The following is a 21,498-nucleotide window of genomic DNA, read 5'->3' as shown; positions in this document are numbered from 1 at the left end:
GAATGTTGTTTATGCAGACGTTGGAGGAGGTCGCAGTCGGGGCGCCGGTGAAGAAGTCGGGGTTGCGCCTGTTGTTGCTGCCGCTGGTGATTCTGGCGGGCATGGGTTTGTCGGTGGAGGCGGGGTTGCTCGGTCCTTTGGGTGTGCAGGTCGGGCATCTGTGGGCGACTTTGAGCATCTTTGGCGTCGGCTCGGCGATTCTGTTTTTACTGCTGTTGTTCGCCGGTCCGCAAAAAGGCCCGGCACTGACGGATCTGCCGCGCTGGCAGTTGATTGGCGGGTTTCTGGGGCCGATGTATGTAGTGGTGCTGACGTTGGCCACGCCGCATATCGGCATTGCCATGACCATGATCGCGATTCTGTCCGGGCAGGTTGGCAAGAGTGTGTTGATCGACCATTTCGGCTGGTTCGGCGCGACGCGCAAGAAGGTCAATGCCGAGCGGTGGCTGGCGTTGGGGTTGATTGTGGCGGCACTTGTTTTGATTGCGCGGGGGTGAGTGATGAGTCTGGTTATTTTGTTGGCGGTGGTGGTGTTGGCCGGTGCGGTGTTGAGTGTGCAGGCGGCGATCAACGGGCGTTTGGGTGAGAGCGTCGGGGTGTTGCGCAGTAGTTTGCTGACATTCGTTGTCGGTGCGGTGTCGACCGGGTTGTTGATTTTGTTTTTTGAGCCGGCGCATGCGGTGAGTCTTTTGGATGTGCCGAAGTGGCAGTTGACCGGGGCGCTGTTTGGTGTGGTCTACATGGTGGTGATGGTCGGGGCGGTGCCGGTGGTGGGGACGGCTGTGGCGACGGTGGCGGTGATTGTCGGGCAGTTGGGCATGGGGATGTTGATTGATAATTTTGGCTGGCTGGGGAATCCGGCGATTGAGCTTTCTTCCAGTCGGATTTTGGCGATGGGGTGTTTGGGGTTGGCTTTGGTGTTTATGTATCGGAGTTCGCGTCAGGCTGGGTGATCTGGGTTGATCTGGGTTGAGTACATATCCATTGCTGCGGTAACGGCTGATTAGGGTTTCGCCCTGACGGCGACTCACTTTTTTTACAAACGCCTAAAAAAAGTAAGCAAAAAAACGCTTGCTCCTACGTGCGGCCCGCTCGCTGGGGCTCGGGGTTCCTTCGCTGCGGGATCGATCCGGGCGCAGCGTCTCCGGTTTGCTTCGCTGCACCTACTCCCGCTGTGTTTGGCTGCGCCAAACGGTCGCTGCGCTCCCACGCCCGGATCAATCCCTCCACTCAGCCTTCCGACGTCGCCTTACAGATCAAAAGCCGCAGCCGAGCTAACGCTCATCCTGTTGAGTGGTGAGGAGCAACAGCGTGTTCGGCTTTGGATTGGTGTTGGATTCACCCCTCACCCCAGCCCTCTCCCGAGGGAGAGGGAGCCGATTTGTGGGCTTTTCAAAATCTGAGTTCGACTCGGTATTTCACTTCGATGTAGCTCTCCCAAACATCTCAGTCAGTCCCCTCTTTCTCGGAGGGTGAGAGGCTGATTTGTTTGCTTTTTAGAGCCTGAGTTCAGCGCGGTATCGCACGTCGGCGTAGCTCGCCCAATCACCTCGATTAGTCCCCTTTTCCTCATGGCGAGGGGCTGATTTTTTTGCTTTTTAGAGCCTGAGTTCAACGTGGTATCGCACATCGGCGTAGCTCTCCCAAACACCTCAATCAGTCCCCTCTCCCTCCGGGAGAGGGCTAGGGTGAGGGGCTTTTGATCTGGCTCTTGATCTTGCTTCGGCTTTTGATCTTTTGCCCCATCGGCAGGCCGAGCGTAGGTGTTCATCCGGGGGTTAGGCGCGCAGCGCCGTGCGGCGTAGCCGCATACATCGAGAGGAGGTGCAGCGAAGCCAACCGTAGGCGATGCCCCCGGATGGACACCGTAGCGAGGGAACACTGAGCCTCAGCGAAGTGCCGTACGCCAGGGGCAAAGCCTTTTGCTTACTTTTCGGCGTCTGGAAAAGTGAGTCGCTGTAAGAGCGAAACCGCCAGCGGCAACACCCGCAGCAACGGATATGCCCCCAATCCCAATCCCAATCGCAAAAAAAATCAAAAGATCGCAGCCTGCCGCAGCTCCTACACTGGGTGTTAGGGCTTGCCCTTCAAGCCCCAGACAACCCCCACCCAAGGAGTCTGTCCCATGCCCGATAGAAAATGCGACTGCCCCAACTGCAAATGCACGATCAAGGAAGGCGATCATGCCTACGCCGTCCACGGCAAACACTATTGCTGTGAAGCCTGCGCTCACCACCACAAGAGTGGCGAAGAGTGTTCAACCAAGGGCTGTAAATGCGCCCACGGATGACGAACGACGCATAAAAAAGTGGAGCCTAATCAGGCTCCACTTCCAGTTTCAGACTTTCATCGTCCATTCGTTCGGTATGCCGCACCGTACCTTGCAGCCGCCGGCCTTCAACCCTGACCACCACGGTTTTCGCCTGGTCAAGATCCTCCGGCAGCGGTGCCGGCACTCGCACGGCAAAGCGATACGGATCATCTACGACCGCCTCCAGCCCAACGCGGCAATCCACGCTTTTGGTGATACGCCCGAACAACGTATCAAGGCCATAGTCCAGATGCGCCGGGCTGTTGATGTTGGTCATGGTGCATTCCCCCGAATGATGCCGATCGCCAGGCTGAGCTTAGCTGGTCGGTCGCCACACGACGTTTTCCACGCCGAATTTTTCTGCCATCGGCTTGCTGGTCTTCTGCACCTTCTCACGGCCAAAGCGCGGGATGCGACCGACGCCGGCGTCGCAGCTCGCCCAGTGCCACGCCTCGACGTTGTCCATCTTGTCCGAGCGGATAATGAAGGACTTGGGCGTGCCGTGGAGGGTGTATTCGATGACATAGAGTTTTGCGTTGTTCATAAAGCCCGTATTCCTCCCTGTAGTATTAGAGGGATCGCGGCGCACCGGGAAAATTCATTCGGATTGTCCGACGGTCTCTATCGTTGGCGACGTCGTGGCGCACTGGTTACCATGGTTTCCCCGCCAACCCCAATGAATGCTCGCCATGGCCCTTGCCGCACCGCCCGATCTCAGCGATACCGATGTGCCCGTGCAACCGCTGGCACGCACGTATCCGCGCGGCTTGTTTATCGAGCCGCACGAGCATGTCTGGGGGCAGTTGCTGTATGCGATGAGCGGGGTGATGTGGGTCGAGACCCCGCACGAAGCGCTGGTGGTGCCGCCGCAGCGCGCGGTGTGGTTGCCGCCGGGGGTGCCGCACGGGATTCGGGTGGTGTCGGATTTGCAGATGCGCAATATCTACCTGCGTCCGGCGCTGGCGGCGACGCTGGATCAGACGGTGCAGGTGATCGAGGTCGGTGGTTTGCTGCGCGAGTTGATTGTCGGGCTGGTGGAGCAGGGCGACAGTGGTGAACCGGCCTACTACGAGGCGTTGGTCGGGCTGGCCTTGCTGGAACTCAAACGCGCCAGGCGTTCACAGTTGAAGATCCCGATGCCGGATGATTCCGATCGGCGTTTGATGAACCTGTGCCAGGCGGTAATGGCAGCGCCGTCGCTGGAGATTCCGTTCGAGCAGCACGCGGCAAATGCCGGGGCCAGCGTGCGCACGTTGGCGCGGTTGTTCAAGGACAGCCTCGGCATGGGCTTCGCTGAGTGGCGGCGGCAGGTGCAGTTGGCGACGGCGGTGGCGGAACTGATTCAGGGCGTGGCGGTGAGTGTGATTGCCCGGGAGCTCGGCTATTCACCCAGTAGTTTCAGCGACATGTTTCGCCGCGAACTTGGCGTGGCGCCCTCACAATTTGCAGTGGAACACGATTAATCAAACCAGCGCAGATCCAATGTGGGAGCGAGCCTGCTCGCGAATGCGGTGGATCAGTTGACTCATCCTTCACTGACACACCGCATTCGCGAGCAGGCTCGCTCCCACAGGGTTCTGTGGTGTGCATCCGATACTTGTCCGAAATTCAGAAGTCCTTGGCCGATGCCATCCCCGCCGGTTCCCTAAACTCTGCCCATTCCCTTCAAACGGCGGAGTTCCTCCCCATGAACTACCTGATTTCACTGGCCATTGGTCTGGGCGTCGGCCTGCTGTATGGCGCGCTGGATTTCCGTTCCCCGGCGCCACCGGCCATCGCACTGGTCGGTTTGCTCGGCATGCTTGCCGGTGAACAGTTATGGCCGATGGGCCGGCAACTGGTGACGGGCTGGCTGTCCTGAACTCTTTTCTCCTTCGGTGGATGTCCCCATGAAAGCACTGCAATTCGATAAAACCGGCGATCTGTCTTCCCTGCGCTACGTCGAGGTGTCGACTCCGGTACCCAGCGCTGACGAAGTGCTGGTGCAGATCAAGGCTGCCGGCCTGAATCCCAGTGATGTGAAAAACGTCCTGGGTCGTTTCCCCTACACCACGCTGCCACGGATTCCCGGTCGGGATTTTGCCGGTGTCGTTGTCGAAGGCCCGCAGGCCTTGATCGGTCAGGAAGTCTGGGGCACTGGCCGTGAGCTGGGCTTTTTTGCCGACGGCTCCCATGCGCAGTTCGTCAAACTGTCGACCAATGGCGTGGCGCACAAACCTTCGCATCTGAGTTTCACCCAAGCCGCCAGCCTCGGCGTGCCGTACACGACGGCGTGGGATGCGCTGGAACGCAGTCTGGTAACGGCTGAAACACGTTTGCTGGTGATCGGTGGCGGTGCGGTGGCCTCGGCGGCATTGGCCCTGGCGAAAGTGCGTGGTGCGCAGTTGCTGGCAGCGGCGCGCCGCCCGGAGCAGGTGGCGGAGTTACAGGCGCAGGGTTATCAGACGATCCAGCTGGATAAACCCGAAGACCTCGGCGCGCAGGTCAACGCGGTGTATCGCGGCGGCGCCGATGTGATTTTCGACACCACCGGTTTCTGGCTCCCGGCGTCGGTGGCGGCATTGGCCACCTTCGGCCGGATCGCGATCATCGCCGCGCCGGTGGATGGGCACGTGCAACTGCCGGCACTGGCGTTGTATCGCAAAGGCGGGTCGGTGGTCGGGATCAATTCGTTGTTGTATGGCGTTGAAGCGTGTGCGGCGATGCTCGAGCAGTTCGGGCGGTTCTTTGATGAAGGCTTGCTGCCGTTGCCGCAAGGGTTGGTCGAAGCGCCGTTGGCCGAAGGCCTGGCGCGCTACGCCGATGTGAATCAGGGCAGCGGTGACAAGGTCATCCTCATCCCCTGAAACACCGCAAACCCGTGTAGGAGTGAGCTTGCTCGCGATCGCGGTGTATCAGTCACCCATGTATCAACTGACACACCGCGATCGCGAGCAGGCTCACTCCTACAGTAGATCGGTGTCGGGCTCAGGATTGCGGGACACCGTTTTCCCACGCCGACCAGTTTTTCAGGATGTCCTGCACCAGCGGATTCCCCGCGCGATAGAGGTTCTCCAGCGCCGGCACGAAGCCGCCCTGATCGGCGTACTTGAGCAGGTTGTTCACTTCACTGCCGCCCGGCTCTGGACGATCAAAATCGGAGCCGGCACGCACCACGGCCAGACGTTGTACGTCGACCAGACCTTCGCGACTGGCACGCAGCAAGGCCTCATAGGTGGAGTTGTCTTCCTGCTGCGTCGTGCAGTATTCGCCCTTGTTATCGGTCAACAACTTGGTCCAGACCTCGGCCCGTTCGCTCAAGCGCGTGCCGGAGAACCAGGTGTTTCCGGCCAGTGTGTCGCAACGGGTCACCACCGGTGGTTGATTGGCCGGGGCCGACGGGTATTTCAGGCGCCACGCGGCGGATTCCCTGTTTTCGCTCAGCTCGACCTTGTGGCTGAGGGCGAATGCCTTGGCCTGCAGTTTCGGGTTGAGTTCAAAGACTTCGGTCTTGTAGTCCAACGGTGGTTTTTCGTTCGGGCCTTGGGTGTTGATGCCCAGGTAGCCGGTTGGCCAACTCGACGGCGCATCGCGCGAATCGATCTCCCATTGCGTGCCGAATTCCACCAGATAATGCGCCCACGCGGCGGTGCCGATAGTCCCGTGTTTCGGGCTGATGCCGGCGATACCGGCGATCAGGAAGTAACTTTTGCGCAGGTCGAATTTCGGCGACAAGGCCAAGGCCAGGGTCGAGGCGGCGGCGTTGGTCTGGCCCATGCCGGTGGTCAGCAGGCACACCTGCTGCGTGTTGCAGCGGATGCTCGGGTACTCGGCGGACAGGCCCGGCACGCGGATTTCCTGCTTCAGCTCCAGGCGATCGATCCAATGCTGCGCCTCGGGGGCGAACATGGTGATCAGCACGACTTTCGGCTGCATCGGTGCTTCGGCGGCCCACGCGGTGGAGGAGAGCAGGGCCGCACCGGCCAGGGTCAAACGCATCATTGCTTGCATGGAAAACTCCTTGATTCAGAACTGATAACCGACGCCGGCGTAGTAACCCCAGCCGTTGGAACGTGCGCGGAAGTTGCCGTCGCCAAAATTCAGCTCGCTGCCGTCTTCCCAGTTGCCGCCGTTGTGGAAATAACGGCCGACCAGGGTGAAGCGCAAGTGAGTGAACGAGTAGAGCAAGACGTTGGTCGCCACTGTTGCGTTGGCCGTGCGCGCAGGGTTGTCCTTGTGGATGTCCGAGCCGAAATCGAAGTTGGTGAAACCGATGTAGGTCAGCGACGCGCCGTTGCTGAATTTGTCGATCGGCACGATGTACTTCAGTTGCGCGCGATAGCCGTCCCACGAATATTCGTTGCTCGCGCCGTAGTTTTCCCACTGATAGCGACCGTAGAGGTTGGCCGACAGATTGACCCGCGAATGGGTGTCGATGTCGGTACCGAAACCGCTGTAGAGGGTGTTGGCGCGGTTCTCTTTACGGCTGCCGTGGTCGTAGATCCAGTCGAACGCCACATACCATTCCTTGAACGGGCCGATGGCCAGGCTGCGGCCGGCGAGGTAGTCGATGGAAATGCGCGGTTCGTGCTCCATAAACACTGGTGAGCCGTGATCCCACACGCCTTTGTCGTGGCTGTTGCCAATGTTGAAGATCTTCGGAATGTCGATGTAGCCGTATAACTCGAACGGGCCTTTGCGGCCGAAGTACTCGTATTCCAGATAGATGTCGTCGGCCGGTTGCGGGCCGAAGCTGATGTCCTTGCTGCCGATCAACATCAGGTCCTGGTTGTACCAGTCCGACAGGTACGCGCCTTTTTTCGGCGGGCTGGCTTCGGGGCTGAGGGCTTCGCCCTGGGCGGATTCTTCCTTGGCGACCGGTTGCGCCAGAGCGCTGGGGCTGAGAAGTCCGGTAACGCCGGTCAGTAGCAGGGAAACAGCGAGCGTGCACGGGAAAGGTGCGCGAAAAGGGCATGCGATGGGCATTCAAAGTCCTTTTTTGCGGATCAGGGCCCGGATTCCGTGGGCTTGTACGGTTTTGTTACGAAAACGCTGGAATTGCCATTGCGCAAACGTTTGCACAAGACGTACCAAAATCTTCAACAAGCTGAAAAACAGATCGTTTTGCTGCATTTCCTGCTTGATCGGTCAGACGCGGTTTTGCGCACCCTGCAGGTCCTTGTGGGAGCGAGCTTGCTCGCGAAGGCGGGGGGCGGAAAAGTATCCGCAAGCTGACACGACGCCTTCGCGAGCAAGCTCGCTCCCACAGTTTTGAATCTCGTCGAGGCTAATAGCTGCGTGGTTGAAACGCTGATTCCAGAGGCCTCTAGCACCAAAGTATTAATGCCATTTAACCAATGCCCCATCGCAGGGCGTCGACTAGCGTGTGTCAGGAATAGAACGGTTTTGTAATGACCGTCGCAGTCTTGATTCGCGTGTCGAATAAGCCCGCTGCTTGTGCACGCCGCTCAAGGAAGAAATTGGCCACGACAAGGAGTAGCCCGTGGAAGCAAGGTTTGGTGTCGCCCTCGTTTCGCGTTTTTCCCCTCTTTCCCTTGCTGTGCACCTCAGCGTCGCCGGGCTGTTGTTCGGCGGGGTCAGCGCACCTGCGCTGGCCACGTGCTCCACGGCAGGTTCCACCGTGACCTGCACCGGCGTGCCGAGTCTGCCGCTGTTTCTCAATAACTTTTCCAGTGCCACCAGCGGTTTGACGGTCAACGTCAACAGCGGCGCGCAGATGAACGCGACCCTCGGCGGCCATGTGATGGACCTGACCGGGGTGAACATCTCCCTGAACAACTCCGGCACCCTCGACCCGGCGCTACTGGGCCTGGTCTCGGTGTTGAGTGGCGGTGCATTCATCGGCACTGGCGCAACAAGCACGGTCAGTGTGCTCAACAATGCCAGCGGGATCATTCGCGGCACGGGCATGTTGCTCGGGCTCAACCTGACCAGCATCGACGGCCTGGCCCTTTCGGTTAACAACGCGGCAACCGGCACCACCAGCATCACCAACAACGGCACCATCACCTCGACCGGACTCTCGATCGGCGGCATCACGTTGGCGGATACCCCGGTGATCGGCGTTTACGGCGGCTCGCAGGTCAACATGACCAACAGCAGCACCGGTGTGATCAACGGCCGGATCGCGTTCGAAACGTCGGCGGCGGGCAATACCTTCACCAACGCTGGTGCGATTACCGGCGGTGTGTCGATGGGTGCGGCGAGCACTAACACCTTCACCGCAGTGACCGGCTCTTCGGTGCAGGTTGGTGACGGCGTGCAGGTCAGCGTCGGCCTCGGCGGACTGATCGGCATCAACCTGACCTTTGCGCCAACCGGCACGGTCGATGGCGGTGCGGGCGGCACCAACAGCCTGATCCTGCAAAACCCGGCTGGCGTCGGCGGCGGTATCACCGGGACTGGCACGGCATCGAGCGCCACCTACATCAACTTCAACAACCTGACCCTCAACAGCGGCACCTGGACCTTGCAGGGGCCATTGGTCAGTGGCGCGACCACGCTCAACGGCGGTATCGCGAATTTCAACAACAACGCCACCTTCGGCAGCGGCGTAATCACCTCCAACGGCGGGACTCTGCAGGCCAGCAATGCCGGGTTGAACATCAGCAATCTGATTTCCCTCGGCGCGGGTGGCGTGACCGTGCAAGGCACTAACGCCACCACCCTGAGCGGCGTCATTTCCGGCAGCGGTGGCCTGTCCAAGGTCGGCTCCGGGCAACTGAGCCTCAGCGCTGCCAACACCTACCTGGGCAACACCACGCTCAATGGCGGCACCGTCCAGTTGGGCAACAACCTGGCGCTGAGCACCGGCACCCTCAACGTCACCGGCGCGACAACATTGAGCGCACCGGGCACGATCAGCCTGGCCAACGCCATCAGCCTCGGCGGCACCCTGACGGCAGGCGGCACCGGAGCACTGACCCTCGGCGGTTTGATCAGCGGCAGCAGCGGCCTGACCAAAACCGGCAGCGGTAGCCTGACCGTCAGCGGTGCCAATACCGGTTTCACCGGCACCACCACCCTCAGCGCCGGTAGCCTGTTGGTGACCAACAATGATTCGCTGGGCAGTGGCGCGCTGAATACCGCCGCCGGTACCAGTCTGGACAGCACCGCCAACGTCACTTTGGCCAATAACATCGGTATGACTGGCGCGCTCAACGTGCTCGGCAGCAATGCCCTGACACTCGGCGGCGTGTTGTCTGGCACTGGCGGGATTACCAAATCCGGCAGCGCCGGCCTGACCTTGAGCGGCAACAACACCAACAGCGGCAACACGCTGCTCAATGCCGGCAGCCTGTTCGTTGGCAGCAACACCGCGCTGGGGACTGGCGCACTGAATGCGGCGGCGGGTACCACGCTGGATGCGACTGCCGCAGTGACATTGGCCAACGCCGTTGCGCTGGCGGGCGGGGTGACCATCGGCGGCACTCAGGCATTGGGCCTGAGCGGCGTTGTCAGCGGCGTCGGCAGTTTGATCAAGAATGGCACGGCGGATCTGACCCTCAGCGGCAACAACACCTTCTCCGGCGGCACTGCGCTCAATGCCGGTACGCTGATTGTCGGTTCCAATACGGCGCTGGGTACCGGTGCCCTGACCACAGCGGCAGGCACCAAACTCGACGCTAGCACCACGGCCGCGTTGACCAATGCGGTGACCCTTGGCGGTGATCTGGAAGTGCGTGGCAGTGCTGACCTGACCCTCGGTGGTGTGATCAGCGGCAGTGGCGGGTTGACCAAGCGCGGTTTTGCCAACCTGACTCTCAACGGTGCCAACACTTATCTCGGCGGTACCACGCTGGCCGCCGGCACGCTCACTGTGGGCAACGCGGCCGCGTTGGGCAGCGGTGCATTGAACGTCATCGATGTCTCAGCGCTGGACAGCAACACCGCTGTCAACCTGAGCAACAACATCAACCTCAACAGCAGTACCCTGAGCCTCGGCGGCAGCAGCGGTCTGACCCTCTCCGGTGTCATCAACGGCGCCGGTCAACTGATCAAGAACGGCGCCGCCAACCTGACCCTCGATGGGGTAAACACGTTCGCTGGCGGGACCACGTTGAACGCCGGTAGCTTGACTGTCGGTAACGCTGCGGCGCTGGGCACTGGCGGACTGACTGTCGCCGGGGCCAGTACCCTCAACAGCAGCACGGCGGTGACCCTGAACAACGCAATCACCCTCAACGCCAACCTCACCGCCGGCGGCGCCAATGCGCTGACCCTTGGCGGGGTGATCAGTGGCGGCAGTGGTTTAATCAAGACCGGCGCATCCAGCCTGACCCTCAACGGCAACAACACCTACACCGGCACCACCGCCCTGAACGCCGGTTCGCTGATTGTCGGCTCCAATACCGCCCTCGGCACTGGCACACTGAATGCCTCGAACGGCACCACTCTGGATGCCAGCACTGCGGCAACGCTGGCAAACAACGTTAACCTCGGCGGCACTCTGACCCTGGGTGGCTCCAATGCGCTGACCCTCGGCGGCGTGGTCGCCGGTATCGGTGGACTGACCAAGAACGGCGCTGCCGATCTGACCCTCAACGGCGCCAACACTTATTTTGGCAACACCGTGTTGAATACCGGCAAACTGACCGTCGGCAGCAACACCGCGCTGGGTTCCGGCACGTTGAACGCGGCGGCCAACACCACGCTGGACGCCAACACGGCGGTCAGCCTGAACAATGCCGTGGCACTCGCCGGTGCCTTGAATATCGGCGGCACGGCGGATATGACCCTGACCGGTCTGGTCAGCGGCGCCGGCAGTCTGGTGAAAGACGGCGCGGCCAATCTGATTCTCAACGCCGCCAACAACTACCTCGGCGGCACCACGCTGAACGCCGGTACGTTGACCGTCGGCAACAGTTCGGCACTGGGGTCCGGTGCGCTGACCGTCGCTGGCGCCGCAACGCTGGACAGCAATTCGCCGCTGGTCAGCCTCAACAACGCCGTCGCCCTGAATGCCGCGCTGACCGTGGGCGGTACGCAGAACCTCACCCTCGGCGGCGTCACCAGCGGCACTGGCCAGTTGATCAAGGACGGCGCGGCCAATCTCACCCTCAATGGCAACAACACCTTCAGCGGCGGCACCACGCTCAACGCCGGTACGCTGACATTGGGCAATGCCAACGGCCTGGGCAGTGGTGCATTGGTCGTCGGCGGCGCGGCGACGCTGGATAACAGCGCCTCGTTCGGCATTGGCAACGCGATCACTTTGAACGCCGGGCTGACGGTTGCCGGCAACAACGATTTGAGCCTGAACGGCATCATCGACGGCGCCGGCAGCCTGACCAAAAACGGCCTGTCGGATCTGACCCTCGCCGGCAACAACACTTTTACCGGCGCGCTGAATATCGTCTCGGGCAGCGTCACCACGCTCAATACCAACGCGTTGGGTAACACCTCCGGGGTCAACATCAGTGCCGGTGCCGGGCTGAATCTGGGCAGTGACGCCAGCCTCGGCGCGCTGAGCGGCAGCGGCAGCGTGCAACTGACCGGCAGCAACACCCTGACCGTCGGCAGCGGCAACGTCACCAGTACGTTCGACGGTGATCTCAGCGGCAGCGGCGGCCTGGTCAAAGTCGGCACCGGCACCTTGAACCTCACCGGGATCAACGGCATCACCGGCAACACCGCGATCAATGGCGGCATCGTCGATCTCAGCGGTTCGCTGGGCAGTGCACAGGTCAACGTCAACACTGGCGGTACCCTCACCGGCACCGGTTCGGCGCTCGGCGCGGTCAACATCAACAACGGTGGGCATCTCGCATTGTCGTCGGGCAACACCTTGTCGGCGGGCGCTCTGACTCTCGGCACCGGCAGCAACGTTGATGTGGCACTGGGCACACCGTCGACCTCATCGCTGATGAATGTCGGTGGCAACCTGACGCTCGACGGCAATCTCAATGTCACCGATGCCGGCGGCTTCGGCGTCGGTGTGTATCGCTTGTTCAACTACACCGGCAGCCTGACCAACCTCGGTCTGGACGTGGCCAGCGTGCCGGTCGGCTACGGCCTCGGCGATCTGCTGGTGCAAACCGGGGTGGCCAATCAAATCAACATTCAAGTCTCGGCGCCGAACAGCAACATCCGTTACTGGGACGGCAGCCAGACCATTGCCAACGGCGTGGTCGATGGCGGTAGCGGTACGTGGAATGCGGTCGGGACCAACTGGACCGATGCCAACGGCCTTGTCAACCAGCCGTGGGCCGGCGACTTCGCGGTGTTCCAGGGCAGCGTCGGCACGGTGACGGTGAACGGCGCGCAAGCGTTCACCGGCCTGCAGTTCGTCACTGACGGCTACAACCTGGTCAACGGCGCGGCAGGGCAACTCACGGCCATCAACGGCACTGGCGGCACCACAGCAGTGCGGGTCGATCCGGGCGTCACCGGCACTATCGGCGTCAATATCGATGGCAGCGGCATCCTCAACAAACTCGACGCCGGCACCTTGGTGCTCAACGGCGCCAACACTTACAGCGGCGGCACGCAACTGGATGGCGGCAAGATTATCGTCGGCAGCAACACCGCGCTCGGCACCGGCACGCTGACGGCAAATGCCGGCACGCAACTGGACAGCAACGCGGCGGTGACACTGGCCAACGCGGCGACGCTCAACGGTAACCTCACCGTGGTCGGCAGCAATGCGTTGACCCTCAACGGCGTGATTGGCGGCACCGGTGGCTTGATCAAAACCGGCACGGCCAATCTGACCCTCGGCGGCAATAACGCGTTCCTCGGCCCGGTGGCGCTGAATGCCGGCGGACTGATTCTGGCGTCGAACTCAGCGCTCGGCTCCGGCACGTTGAACGCGGCGGGCGGTACGACGCTGGATGCCAGCACGGCGGTTTCGGTAAACAACGCGGTCAACCTGGCCGGCAATCTCGGCATCGGCGGCACGGCGGATCTGACCTTGGCCGGTACGGTCAACGGCGCCGGCAGCCTGAGCAAAAACGGCGCGGCCAACCTGACCCTCAGCGGCAACAACAACTTCCTCGGCGGCACCACTTTGAACGCGGGCACCTTGACCGCCGGCAGTAACTCAGCGATGGGTCTGGGCAATCTCACCGTAGCCGGCGCCTCGGCGCTGGACAGCAACAGTGCGCTGAGCCTGGGCAACAACGTCGTGCTCAACGCCAATCTGAGCAACACCGGCAGCAACAACCTGACCGTCGCAGGTGTGGTCAGCGGTGCGGGTGGCTTGATCAAGGACGGCGCGTCGAATCTGACACTCAACGGCATCAACACCTTCACCGGCGGTACCACGCTGAATGCCGGCACGCTGACCCTTGGTACGGGCGCGTCGCTGGGCAGTGGCGCGCTGACCGTGGCGGGTGCTTCGACCCTCGACAATTCCGCGCCACTGGTGCTGGCCAACAACCTCAACGTCAATGCCAATCTGGCCTTGGCCGGTAACAACAGCCTGACCCTTGGCGGTGTGATTGCCGGCGCCGGTACGCTGAGCAAAAACGGTCTGGCCGACGTGACATTGAGCGGCAGCAACACTTTCAGCGGGACGTTCGATGTGCTCGCTGGCAGCCTGACCACGCTCAGTGGTGGGGCGTTGGGCAACAACGCCACGGTCAATCTCGCTAGCGGCGCAGCGCTCAATCTCGGTGCTTCGGGCAGCCTCGCGAGCCTCACCGGCAGCGGCACTGCGCTGGTCGGCACTGGCAATACGCTGAGCCTCGGTGGCAACAACGTCAGCAGCACGTTTGCCGGCATACTCAGCGGTGATGGCGGGCTGAGCAAACTCGGCACGGGCACCCTGACCCTCAGCGGCATCAGCGACATGACCGGTGACACCAGCGTCAACGCCGGCACCTTGCAGGTCAACGGCTCGCTGGCCAGCGGCAACGTGCTGGTCAACAACGGTGGCACCCTCGGTGGCAGCGGCACCTTGACCGGTGCCGTGACGGTGGCTGATGGCGGTCATCTGGCGGGCGTCACCGGCAGCACGTTGAGCGTGAGTTCGCTGGTGTTGAACGGCAACTCAAACTTCGACGTCGGACTTGGCACACCGGTGTCCGGCGGCGGCAATGCGCTAGTCAATGTCGGCGGCAACCTGACCCTCGACGGCACCCTCAATGTCAGCGACATCGGCGGTTTTGGCAGCGGCGTGTATCGCCTGATCGACTACACCGGCGGCCTGACTGACAACGGCATGCTCTTCGGCACGTTGCCGGGTAGCGTCAGCCCGGGCGATCTACAACTGCAAACCGCGCTGGCCAATCAGATCAACCTGCTGGTCACCGCACCGGGCGTCACCGTGCAGTTCTGGGACGGCAATCAACTGGTGGCCAATGGTTCGGTAGAGGGCGGCAGCGGCACTTGGGGCACTGGCACCACCAACTGGACCGACGTCAACGGCACCACCAACCAGGCCTGGACCAACAGCTTCGCGGTGTTCCAGGGCGCGGCCGGCACGGTGACCGTCAACGGCGCGCAAACCGTTACCGGCCTGCAGTTCGTCACCGATGGCTACAGCCTGGTGAACGGCACGGCGGGCTCGCTGAATCTGGTCAACGGTTCGCTGGGCAATGCCACGGTGCGGGTTGACCCGAATGCCACGGCAACCATCGGTGTCGCGCTCAATGGCAGCGGCACGCTGGGCAAATACGACAGCGGTACGCTGGTGCTCAACGCGGCCAACGGCTACACCGGCGGCACGGCGCTCAATGGCGGCAAGATTGTCGTTGGCAACAACGCGGCGCTCGGCACTGGTGTATTGACCGCCGCCGATGGCACCGCGCTGGACAGCAACGCGGCCGTCAGCCTGGGCAACGATGTTGTGCTCAACGGTGGCTTGAATGTCGCAGGTTCCAACGCTTTGACCCTCGACGGCGTGGTCAGCGGCAGCGGCAGCCTGATCAAGGCCGGCGCATCGAGCCTGACCCTCAACGGCAGCAACACTTTCAGTGGCGGCACTCAACTCGCCGGCGGCACGCTGGTTCTTGGCAACAACAGTGCGATCAGCAGCGCTGCGCTTAACGTGACCGGTGACGGCACGCTCGACAGCACCTCGGCGCTGCAACTGGCCAATGCCATCAACCTTGGCGCGCAACTGACCCTCGCGGGTAATCAGAACACCACATTGATCGGTGCGGTGACCGGCATCGGCAGTCTGCTGAAAAACGGTAGCGGCGATCTCGTCCTCAGTGGTGCCAATACCTACAGCGGTGGCACCACGCTGAACGGCGGCACGACGCGCGGTGACACCAGTAGCCTGCAAGGTGCGATCGTCAACAACGCAACCCTGACCTTCGAGCAAAACGCCGACGGCAGCTACACCGGTAACCTCACCGGTGCCGGCACGCTGAACAAAACCGGGGCTGGAGAGTTGCTGCTGACTGGCAACAACAGCTTCACCGGCAATTCCTCGGTGCAGGCCGGCAACCTGATCGTCAACGGCGTGCTCAACAGCGCCAATGTCAACGTTGCCAGCGGCGCGGGCATCGGCGGTGGTGGCCAGTTTGGGGGTGCCGTGCAACTGGCCAGCGGCGCGACGCTGCTGGGTGGCGGTACGGCAACGCCATTGTCAGTCGGTTCGCTGGCACTGTCGTCGGGGACCAATCTGGATTTCAGTCTCGGCTCGGCGGCCAGTTCGACCACCGTGGTCAATGTCGCCGGCAATCTGACCCTCGACGGTACGTTGAACATCAGCAACGCCGGCGGTTTCGGCACTGGGGTTTATCAACTGTTCAGCTACGGCGGCAGCCTGACCGACAACGGTCTGGTGTATGGCAGCCTGCCGGTGTCGGCGGCCAATCTGACCCTGCAAACCGCGATTGCCAATCAGATCAACCTGCTGGTGCAAGGCACCCCGGGTGAGGTGCAGTTCTGGAACGGTGGCACCACCAATCCGGACGGCAGCATCGGTGGCGGCAGCGGTGTTTGGGGGCCGGGCACCAACTGGACCGATCCGAGCGGTACTCAGGCGCTGGCTTCAAATGGTCAGTTCGCGGTGTTCGGCGGTCAGGCAGGTACGGTTACCGTGCAGGGCAATCAGAACTTCACCGGCCTGCAATTCCTCGCCGGCGGCTACAGCCTGACGCCGGGTGCCGGTGGCTCACTGACCCCGGTCAACGGTGCGGGCGGCAGCCTCGCGCCAGTGCGGGTCAATGCCGGAGGGAGCGCGGAAATCTCCGCGCCGCTGGTGGGCACGGGCGGCATCGAGAAACTTGATTCCGGCACGCTGGTATTGAGCGGCGCCAACACCTACAGCGGTGGCACCACCGTCAGCGGCGGTACGCTGGTCGGTAACACCACCAGCCTGCAAGGCAATATCCTCAACAACGCTTCGCTGTTTTTCGTGCAGAACTTCAACGGTCAGTTCAATGGATCGTTGCGCGGACTGGGCGCGATGCTTAAACGCGGTACCGGCACCTTGCTGTTGACCGGTGATCAGCCATTCAGCGGCACGGTCGCAGTCGATCAAGGCGTGCTGCAAGTCGGCAGCCGGTCGGCGCGGGCGTCGTTGGGTGGGCAAGTTACCGTGGCCAACGGCGCAGGGCTGAGCGGTAATGGCAGCGTCGGCTCGGTGGTCAACCATGGCGTTGTCGCCTCGGGCTCCGAAGCAGGAACGCTGAGCGTGGCCGGTAACCTGACCAATGCGAGCGACGGGGTGCTGGCGCTGACCGTCAGTTCGCCAACCGCGACACCGTTGGCCGTCGGTGGCACCGCGACGTTGGGCGGCGCTTTGCAAGTCAACTCGCTGGCACCGTTCACCGGCAACACCACGTATTCGCTGATCACGGCGGGCGGTGGCGTGAATGGCACCTTCAGCGCTGCGGACCTGCCGCAATACGCGTTCCTCAACACAGCACTGGTGTATGACGCCAACGCGGTGAACCTGATGGTCAGCCGCAATGGCAATTCGTTCGCCGATGTCGCCGCCACTGGTAACCAGTTCCGCACCGCCACCGCGTTGTCGAACAACGGCCCGGCCGGTGCGGCGTTGCAGAACGAGATCGTCAACCTCAGTGTTGCCGGTGCGCGCAATGCCTTCGACAGTCTGTCCGGTGAGATCCACGCCAGCACCGCCAGTGCGATCCTCGAGGATTCGCGTTATGTGCGTGACGCAGTCAACGATCGCATGCGCCAACCGTCATGCAGCGCGGCGGATGATCCACGCCGTGCTCTGGCGCCAAGTGACAACCAACTGAGCAGCAACGGTTGCCACGGCGAAATGGTTGGCTGGGCGCGGGCCCTCGGCGCGTGGGGTGAGTCGGATGGCGACAGCAATGCGGCGAAACTCGATCGTAACCTCAGCGGCTTCATGCTCGGCACCGACAAGCAACTCGATGACCAGTGGCGCGTGGGCATGGCCGCCGGTTACACCCGCAGCGATCTCGATGCGCATGATCGTCGCTCGGATGCCACCGTTGAAAGCTACCACCTGGCCGCGTACCTCAACTCGCAGTTCGATGCCCTGGCCGTGCGCCTCGGCGCGGCTTACAGCTGGCACGACATCGAGACCAAACGCAACGTCAGCGTCGGCAGCTACAACGACCGCTTGAAAGCCAACTACGACGCGCGCAGTGCGCAGGTGTTCGGTGAAGTCGGTTACACGATTGACGCCGGCGGCATTGCCCTTGAGCCGTTCGCCGGGCTGGCCTACGTCAACTACGACAGCGACAAAGCCAAGGAAAAAGGCGGAGCAGGGCGCCCGGAGGCCGATGCCGATCAAGACATCACCTTCTCGACCCTCGGTGTGCGTGCCGGCAAAGTCATCACCCTGGCCAACGGCGGGCAATTCGCCCCGCGCGCGGCGCTCGGCTGGCGCCATGCGTTTGGTGACACCAAGCCTGACGCTGATCTGACCTTCATCGACGGCGGCGCCTCATTCAGCACCCAAGGCGTACCGATCGCCAAGGACAGCGCCATCGTCGAAGCGGGGGTCGACTTCCAGATCAGCCCGACCGGCAAACTCGGGGTCGGCTACTCCGGCCAACTGTCGAACGACAGCAACGACCATGCGATGACCATCAGCTTCAGCCTGGGCTTCTGATTTAGGGTCGAAGCACTTTTAGCCGCCCGCGAGGGCGGTTTTTTTTGCCTTGCCTCAAGCTGCTCGTTCCCACGCTCTGCGTGGGAACGCCTCTAGGGACGCTCCGCGTTCCGGCTCCGGAAGGGACGCGGAGCGTCCCGGGCTGCATTCCCACGCGGAGCGTGGGAACGATCGGATAGACCCGGCGTGCTCTGCTAGAATCGGCCCCATCAACAGCCTGAGACTCCCCCATGAGCGAGCCGATTCGTCTGACCCAATACAGCCACGGCGCCGGTTGCGGCTGCAAGATTTCCCCACAGGTGCTGGAAGTGATTCTGGCCGGCAGCGGCGCACAGAACCTGGATCCGAAACTGTGGGTCGGCAACGCCTCGCGCGATGATGCGGCGGTGTACGAAATTGATGCCGAGCGCGGTGTGGTCTCGACCACCGACTTTTTCATGCCGATTGTCGACGATCCGTTCGACTTCGGCCGGATTGCCGCGACCAACGCGATCAGTGACATCTACGCGATGGGCGGTGATCCGCTGATGGCCATCGCGATTCTCGGCTGGCCGGTCAATGTGCTGGCGCCGGAAGTGGCGCGTGAAGTGATTCGCGGCGGCCGTGCCGTGTGCGACGCGGCGGGCATTCCACTGGCAGGCGGGCATTCGATCGATGCGCCAGAGCCGATCTTCGGCCTCGCCGTCACCGGTCTGGTCGAGAAGCGCCATATGAAGCGCAACGACACCGCCACCGCCGGTTGCCTGTTGTACCTGACCAAACCGCTGGGCATCGGCATCCTCACCACCGCCGAAAAGAAGGGCAAGCTGCGCGCCGCCGACGTCGGCGTGGCCCGCGACTGGATGTGCACCCTGAACAAACCCGGCAGTCGCTTCGGCAAACTCACCGGCGTCACGGCGATGACCGACGTCACCGGTTTTGGCCTGCTCGGACATCTGGTGGAAATGGCCGATGGCAGCCAACTCACTGCACGCATTGCCTACGACCGCGTGCCGCGTCTGGACAGCGTCGAGTATTACCTTGATCAAGGTTGTGTCCCCGGCGGTACGCTGCGCAATTTCGACAGCTATGCGAGCAAGGTCGGCCGTGTGCAGGAGTTGCACAAGCGCGTGCTCTGCGACCCGCAAACCAGCGGTGGCTTGCTGATCGCGGTGACGCCTGAAGGCCACGAAGAATTCCTCGCCGTCGCCGCTGAACTGGGCTTGAACCTTGCGCCAATCGGCGAACTGGTTGAGCGACAGACGAACGCAGTCGAGGTGATTTGATGCTCCGCGACTGCACTGACTACCGAGACATTTTCCTCAACGACCGGCCGCTGATGGATGCCCGTGCGCCGGTCGAGTTTCACAAGGGCGCGTTCCCCGGCGTGATCAACCTGCCGCTGATGAATGATGTCGAACGGCAGAAGATCGGTACCTGCTACAAGCAACACGGCCAGCAGGCCGCCATCGAGCTGGGCCATCAACTGGTTTCGGGCGCGGTGAAGGCCGAGCGTATCGAGGCTTGGGCCGATTTTGCCCGCGCCCATCCTGACGGTTATCTGTATTGCTTTCGTGGCGGCCTGCGCTCGCAGATCACCCAGCAATGGCTGCGTGACGAGGCTGGCATCGACTATCCGCGCATCGGCGGTGGTTACAAAGCGATGCGCAACTTCCTCATCGACACCCTTGAACAGGCCATCGCGCAATGTGATTTCGTCCTGCTCGGTGGCATGACCGGCACTGGCAAGACCGAAGTGCTGGTGCAGTTGCGCAATGGCCTGGACCTGGAAGGGCACGCCAATCATCGTGGCTCAAGCTTCGGCAAACGCGCCACCGGACAGCCGTCGAACATCGATTTTGAAAACCGCCTGGCCATCGACATTCTCAAGAAACGCGACGCGGGGTTTGCGCAGTTCGTGCTGGAGGACGAGAGTCGGGTGGTCGGCAGTTGCGCCTTGCCGCTGCCGCTGTATCAGGGCATGCAGCAGTACCCGATGGTCTGGCTGGAAGACAGTTTTGACGATCGCGTGGAGCGGATTCTGCGTGATTACGTGGTGGATCTGTCAGCGGAATTTACGGCAGTGCACGGTGAAGAGGGCTTCACGTTGTTCTCTGAACGTCTGCTGGAAAGCCTCAACAATGTGCAAAAACGCCTCGGTGGCGAGCGTCATCGGCGAATGCTGCTGTTGATGGAAGAGGCGTTGATCGAGCAGGGGCGGAGTGGGGCGGTGGACTTGCATCGCGGCTGGATCGAAGGCTTGCTGCGTGAGTATTACGACCCGATGTATGTGTTCCAGCGCGAGAAGAAGGGCGGGCGGATCGAGTTTGCCGGGGAGCGTGGGGCGGTGCTTGAATATCTGCGTGAGCGAGTGAATCAGACGCTATGAGGTTGTAGCGGCTGGCCTCTTCGCGAGCAAGCTCGCTCCCACAGGGGATTTGTATTTCACGCAAATCCAATGTGGGAGCGAGCTTGCTCGTGAAGGAGCCGGGCCAGGCCACACAACACTCAGGTCGGGCAGGTTTCCTTGCCATGATCCAGCCCCTGCTTGTAGCTGTGGCTCTGCAGACTGGCCTTGCCGTTGTGCCAGGTCAGGGTCAGCACGTACAGCGAGTCAAAATCGTTGCCCGCCCAGTCATCGGTGATGTTCTGCTTCTCGCCGACCGCGTTGCCCGCCACCTTGTTGATCAGCTCCGGCAGATAGCCGTGGGACCAGGCGGTGTAGATCGTCGAGTTGTGATACTTGTCTTCCAGCAGTTCGCGGGCCAGATCGCTGGTGTCGTTGGCCGAGAACTCAATGTTCACCGGCAGGCCGAGCTTGATCGCGGCGGGGCTGATGGTCATCAGCGGGCGAATGTAGCTGTAGGAATTATCCAGCTCACCTTCCTCGACATTGCGCGTCGGGTTGGCGGCAAACACGTAATCGGCCTTGCCGAATTTCTCCGGCAGCAGCGTCGACAGGTCGATGGCGCGGTTCAGGCCCTGACAGTTGAGCTGGCCGAGGCCACCTTCGGGTTTCTCCGCATGGCGCAGGAACACCAGCGTCTGGGTACCGTCCACCGGTTGCGCGCGGCTTTCGCTGGACTCCAGCGACAGGAGTAGCGCACTGACGGCCAGCAGGGAAGGCAGGGCCACATATGCGCGGTGTTTGAAACGTTTGGCGAATCGCATAAGGATCGTCATGAAATAAAAGGTTCTT

Annotated in this window: 14 protein-coding genes; 9 read left to right on the top strand and 5 right to left on the bottom strand. The window is 62.0% G+C overall.

Annotated features, from left to right (window positions below):
* Positions 1-11 precede the first annotated feature (11 nt).
* The 3 genes from AB4O11_RS27355 (at position 12) to AB4O11_RS27345 (ending at position 2,290) form a co-directional block, all read left to right on the top strand.
* Positions 12-497, top strand: coding sequence for a DMT family transporter (locus tag AB4O11_RS27355; protein WP_093434363.1), 486 nt, complete (start codon positions 12-14; stop codon positions 495-497).
* 3 nt (positions 498-500) lie between these two features.
* Positions 501-953, top strand: a complete 453-nt coding sequence (locus AB4O11_RS27350) for a DMT family transporter (RefSeq protein ID WP_460129436.1) — start codon at positions 501-503, stop codon at positions 951-953.
* Between the two features lie 1,172 nt (positions 954-2,125).
* Positions 2,126-2,290 (top strand): metallothionein, encoded by a 165-nt coding sequence (locus AB4O11_RS27345; RefSeq protein WP_077573617.1) that lies wholly within the window; start codon positions 2,126-2,128, stop codon positions 2,288-2,290.
* A 25-nt stretch (positions 2,291-2,315) separates the two neighbouring features.
* On the opposite strand, the gene AB4O11_RS27340 is transcribed toward AB4O11_RS27345, so the two are convergent.
* Positions 2,316-2,588: a hypothetical protein gene (locus AB4O11_RS27340; protein ID WP_093433871.1), complete on the bottom strand. Its 273-nt coding sequence runs from the start codon at positions 2,586-2,588 to the stop codon at positions 2,316-2,318.
* A 39-nt stretch (positions 2,589-2,627) separates the two neighbouring features.
* On the bottom strand, positions 2,628-2,855 hold the full coding sequence (locus AB4O11_RS27335; protein ID WP_093433873.1) for a DUF6555 family protein: 228 nt from the start codon (positions 2,853-2,855) through the stop codon (positions 2,628-2,630).
* Between the two features lie 136 nt (positions 2,856-2,991).
* Between AB4O11_RS27335 and AB4O11_RS27330 the strand changes: the two genes are divergently transcribed.
* From AB4O11_RS27330 to AB4O11_RS27320, 3 genes are all read left to right on the top strand, one after another.
* Complete coding sequence (locus AB4O11_RS27330) at positions 2,992-3,774, top strand: AraC family transcriptional regulator (RefSeq protein WP_093433875.1); 783 nt, start codon at positions 2,992-2,994, stop codon at positions 3,772-3,774.
* 224 nt (positions 3,775-3,998) lie between these two features.
* Complete coding sequence (locus tag AB4O11_RS27325; protein ID WP_093433877.1) at positions 3,999-4,172, top strand: DUF1427 family protein; 174 nt, start codon at positions 3,999-4,001, stop codon at positions 4,170-4,172.
* A 28-nt stretch (positions 4,173-4,200) separates the two neighbouring features.
* Entirely contained in the window at positions 4,201-5,157 is a 957-nt protein-coding gene (locus AB4O11_RS27320) for a quinone oxidoreductase family protein (RefSeq protein ID WP_460129433.1), read from the top strand.
* 121 nt (positions 5,158-5,278) lie between these two features.
* Here AB4O11_RS27320 and AB4O11_RS27315 read toward each other — a convergent pair whose 3' ends face one another.
* Both AB4O11_RS27315 and AB4O11_RS27310 read right to left on the bottom strand, forming a co-directional pair.
* Positions 5,279-6,301 carry a purine-nucleoside phosphorylase gene (locus tag AB4O11_RS27315; protein ID WP_460129431.1) on the bottom strand — a complete coding sequence of 341 codons (1,023 nt, stop codon included), beginning with the start codon at positions 6,299-6,301 and terminating at the stop codon, positions 5,279-5,281.
* Between the two features lie 15 nt (positions 6,302-6,316).
* The gene (locus tag AB4O11_RS27310; RefSeq protein ID WP_212621471.1) at positions 6,317-7,276 is read right to left on the bottom strand and encodes a nucleoside-specific channel-forming protein Tsx; all 960 of its coding nucleotides are present in this window, start codon (positions 7,274-7,276) and stop codon (positions 6,317-6,319) included.
* Positions 7,277-7,793: 517 nt separating this feature from the next.
* Here AB4O11_RS27310 and AB4O11_RS27305 point away from each other — a divergent pair.
* The 3 genes from AB4O11_RS27305 (at position 7,794) to mnmH (ending at position 20,688) form a co-directional block, all read left to right on the top strand.
* The gene (locus AB4O11_RS27305) at positions 7,794-18,320 is read left to right on the top strand and encodes an autotransporter-associated beta strand repeat-containing protein (RefSeq protein WP_460129428.1); all 10,527 of its coding nucleotides are present in this window, start codon (positions 7,794-7,796) and stop codon (positions 18,318-18,320) included.
* 230 nt (positions 18,321-18,550) lie between these two features.
* Positions 18,551-19,585, top strand: a complete 1,035-nt coding sequence (gene selD, locus AB4O11_RS27300) for a selenide, water dikinase SelD (RefSeq protein WP_320337534.1) — start codon at positions 18,551-18,553, stop codon at positions 19,583-19,585.
* A complete protein-coding gene (gene mnmH, locus AB4O11_RS27295; protein ID WP_460129427.1) occupies positions 19,585-20,688 on the top strand; it encodes a tRNA 2-selenouridine(34) synthase MnmH in 1,104 nt (367 codons plus the stop codon). Before selD ends, mnmH begins: the two co-directional genes overlap by 1 nt.
* Positions 20,689-20,807: 119 nt before the next feature.
* Here mnmH and AB4O11_RS27290 read toward each other — a convergent pair whose 3' ends face one another.
* Positions 20,808-21,482, bottom strand: a complete 675-nt coding sequence (locus AB4O11_RS27290; RefSeq protein ID WP_116256002.1) for a histidine phosphatase family protein — start codon at positions 21,480-21,482, stop codon at positions 20,808-20,810.
* Between the last annotated feature and the right edge of the window lie 16 nt (positions 21,483-21,498).

The organism is Pseudomonas sp. H1_D05 (assembly GCF_054682705.1).
This window is presented reverse-complemented; position numbering and strand designations above follow the sequence as displayed.

Coding starts and splice junctions, on each gene's coding strand:
- AB4O11_RS27310 (WP_212621471.1), bottom strand. CDS start 7,276: ATGCCCATCGCATGCCCTTTTCGCGCACCTTTCCCGTGCACGCTCGCT.
- AB4O11_RS27315 (WP_460129431.1), bottom strand. CDS start 6,301: ATGCAAGCAATGATGCGTTTGACCCTGGCCGGTGCGGCCCTGCTCTCC.
- AB4O11_RS27345 (WP_077573617.1), top strand. CDS start 2,126: ATGCCCGATAGAAAATGCGACTGCCCCAACTGCAAATGCACGATCAAG.
- mnmH (WP_460129427.1), top strand. CDS start 19,585: ATGCTCCGCGACTGCACTGACTACCGAGACATTTTCCTCAACGACCGG.
- AB4O11_RS27350 (WP_460129436.1), top strand. CDS start 501: ATGAGTCTGGTTATTTTGTTGGCGGTGGTGGTGTTGGCCGGTGCGGTG.
- AB4O11_RS27290 (WP_116256002.1), bottom strand. CDS start 21,482: ATGACGATCCTTATGCGATTCGCCAAACGTTTCAAACACCGCGCATAT.
- AB4O11_RS27335 (WP_093433873.1), bottom strand. CDS start 2,855: ATGAACAACGCAAAACTCTATGTCATCGAATACACCCTCCACGGCACG.
- AB4O11_RS27340 (WP_093433871.1), bottom strand. CDS start 2,588: ATGACCAACATCAACAGCCCGGCGCATCTGGACTATGGCCTTGATACG.
- AB4O11_RS27355 (WP_093434363.1), top strand. CDS start 12: ATGCAGACGTTGGAGGAGGTCGCAGTCGGGGCGCCGGTGAAGAAGTCG.
- AB4O11_RS27325 (WP_093433877.1), top strand. CDS start 3,999: ATGAACTACCTGATTTCACTGGCCATTGGTCTGGGCGTCGGCCTGCTG.
- selD (WP_320337534.1), top strand. CDS start 18,551: ATGAGCGAGCCGATTCGTCTGACCCAATACAGCCACGGCGCCGGTTGC.
- AB4O11_RS27320 (WP_460129433.1), top strand. CDS start 4,201: ATGAAAGCACTGCAATTCGATAAAACCGGCGATCTGTCTTCCCTGCGC.
- AB4O11_RS27330 (WP_093433875.1), top strand. CDS start 2,992: ATGCTCGCCATGGCCCTTGCCGCACCGCCCGATCTCAGCGATACCGAT.